Raw genomic sequence first — 2,648 nt, forward strand, 5'->3', positions numbered from 1 at the left:
ACACACACACACACGCATGCATCGGAGGCGTAACCAAAAAGGGCTAATAATCAACTAACATACACGGCCAGACAAATGTACAAACAACAATGACCAAGCATGTAAACTGTGCAGTATAAATATATGTGAGCTGCATGCACATGAGTCAGGCCTATTTTTATGTGCAATATGCATTGTAACCATTATTAACGAAAAGAGAAAGGAAAGCACCACACGAAAAATCCTACGGTTCCACCAGAGTTTTGTAGAGATGCCAGCTGGTCATGAATTTATTGTAGGACATATTTACTTTTGAGTTGTGTTTATATACTTCGAAAGTATTTCTAAGATACTGTTTAAAAAAATGAAACTGTGGTATAATCTTTTTAACTTTACATTTGTAAATAAAAAATTTTGCCACCAGAATAATCAGATCGAATGTGTCATCTGACCTAAAATTGACATCATGCCCAAATAGGACAATACTTTCGTTTAGTGTGATTGACACTGCATTTACACCTCTATCATTCAAGGCTATCTGTAACTGTTCCCAAAATGGCTTTATGCTGTCACATCTCCAAAAAATATGGTTAATAGCATCTCGTTCTTTTTTACAAAATGAACATGTGATATCATTTTCAACACCCATATGCATTAATACAACATTTGTAGCTAATATCCTGTGTACCAATCTGATTTGGAACCATTTGAGCTTTATTTCTCGAATTTTATGTATTTTCTTAAAGGTAATATTCCAGTTTATATCTAGGTTCAATTTATAATCCCATTTATCACAACAGTTAGGTTTACTGTCAGTCTGTATTAACACCTCATAATAGAGACGTGCACCTTTCTGAGCACCATAAATAATCTTTAGTGTCTTGGTCAAATCGGTCGATTTATTTTTCTCCACTGTGAGTCCGGTTTTACGTATGTAACTTTTAACAGCCTGTACACATCCAATATATGTAATGTAATTTGTGTTAATGTCGTATTTCTGTGTAAAACGTTTAACTGTCATAAAAGTCCCATCTTCATTCAGAATACTTTTAATGTAACACACACCACTATCAATCCAGTTTTTGTAAAAAATATTTCTATTTTCAACTTGAATATTGTCGTTGCAGAAAAGAGGCTCTGCAGCAAGCTCTTCCGATTTCTCAACATATATTTTTCTACCGAATTCTCTATATGCCTGAAATACATGAGCCCAAAATTTGTTCAAATGACAATCCTTAACATTAAGGCTTGATCCCAGCTGTTCAAGCAATAACACTTTGGGATAGGATACCTTGAGTATACTTTTCCATTTATGGTTACTTGTCTTTAATTTACGTACCCAAATGAGCTTCAATGCATTAATATACTCTCTTATTTTAGGTATCCCAAGTCCTCCCTTAGTGACATTTTTAATTGCTGTTTTCCTACTTATTCTATCTTGTTTCCTATTCCATATAAACTCAAATACTGTGTTCTGCAACTCATCAACAAGGTTATCTGGTGGATTTGGTAATAAAATCCACAGTTGAATAATCTTTGACAAAATCAGTGACTTTAAAACTGCCACCCGGCCCAGTGGCGTTATTTGTCTCTTTAACCATGTTTTATACAAAGCTTTTATTTCAAAAAATTTATCTTTAAAGTTAAGTAATTCGCAATTTTTCAAATCATTAGTAAACCAAATACCAAGGATTTTAAATTTACATGGGTTCCATTCCATGTGTAAATGTGGCATATATTTAATAGGACAATTTTGTCTACTTCCAAGCCATATGGCACTGGTTTTTCCCGCATTCAAGAAGAGACCCGATGCTTTCCCAAAAATTTCAATGGTGTTTATTGTTTCCTGAAATGATTTTTCATCACCTTCTAACATAATTTCAGTATCATCTGCATATTGTGAAATTTTGTGTTCAGTTTCTCCAATGACAATGCCTTTAATATTTTCATTTTGTCGTATCATGTTGGCAAGGATTTCTACACACAAAATAAATAGATATGGTGAAATTGGGTCCCCCTGTCTACAACCCCTCTGAACGGAAAACCACGGTGATAATTGTCCATTAACTGTGACAGTTGATTTTATATCCTTATAAAATGTAGATATCCACCGGCATATATCCGATCCAAAACCAAAAGCACGAAGAACTTTGAACATGAATTTCCAGTCAACTGAATCAAAGGCCTTTTCGAAGTCTAGGCACAAAAGTAGCCCCGGTAATTTTTCTCTATTCATGTGGCTAATTAAATCGTATATTTGGCGAATGTTATCGCCAATGAATCTATTAGTCATAAATCCAGTTTGATCCTCATTAATTAAAGAAGGAAGAACAAGTTTTAAACGGTTAGCGATACACGTTGAGCCTATTTTATAAACAACATTAAGAAGTGAAATTGGTCTCCAATTTTTTATCAGATCTTTTGCTTTGTCTCCTTTTGGTATACATATTATCACACCCTCCTTCTGTGTTGATGATAATTCTCCTTTTCTAAAACTATTATTTAGTGACTTAACAACAAATGCCCCCAACTGTAACCAAAAGAATTTAAAAAATTCAACAGTGAAACCATCCGAACCAGGACTTTTATTATTTTTCATATTTTTAAGTGCTAGACTTGCTTCATCTAAAGTAATTTCCCCTTCAAGCAAAAGCTTTTCCTGTAATGTT

1 protein-coding gene is annotated in these 2,648 nt (G+C 33.7%); it reads right to left on the reverse strand.

What is annotated here, in order from left to right; translation table 11 throughout:
• Positions 1–223 precede the first annotated feature (223 nt).
• Positions 224–2,648, reverse strand: a 2,425-nt coding sequence (locus tag ACOCD2_RS16350) for an RNA-directed DNA polymerase (protein ID WP_419625792.1), incomplete at its 5' end; no start/stop codon positions are given.

This window comes from Thiolapillus sp. (assembly GCF_048562965.1).
Lineage (GTDB): Bacteria > Pseudomonadota > Gammaproteobacteria > Chromatiales > Chromatiaceae > Thiolapillus > Thiolapillus brandeum_A.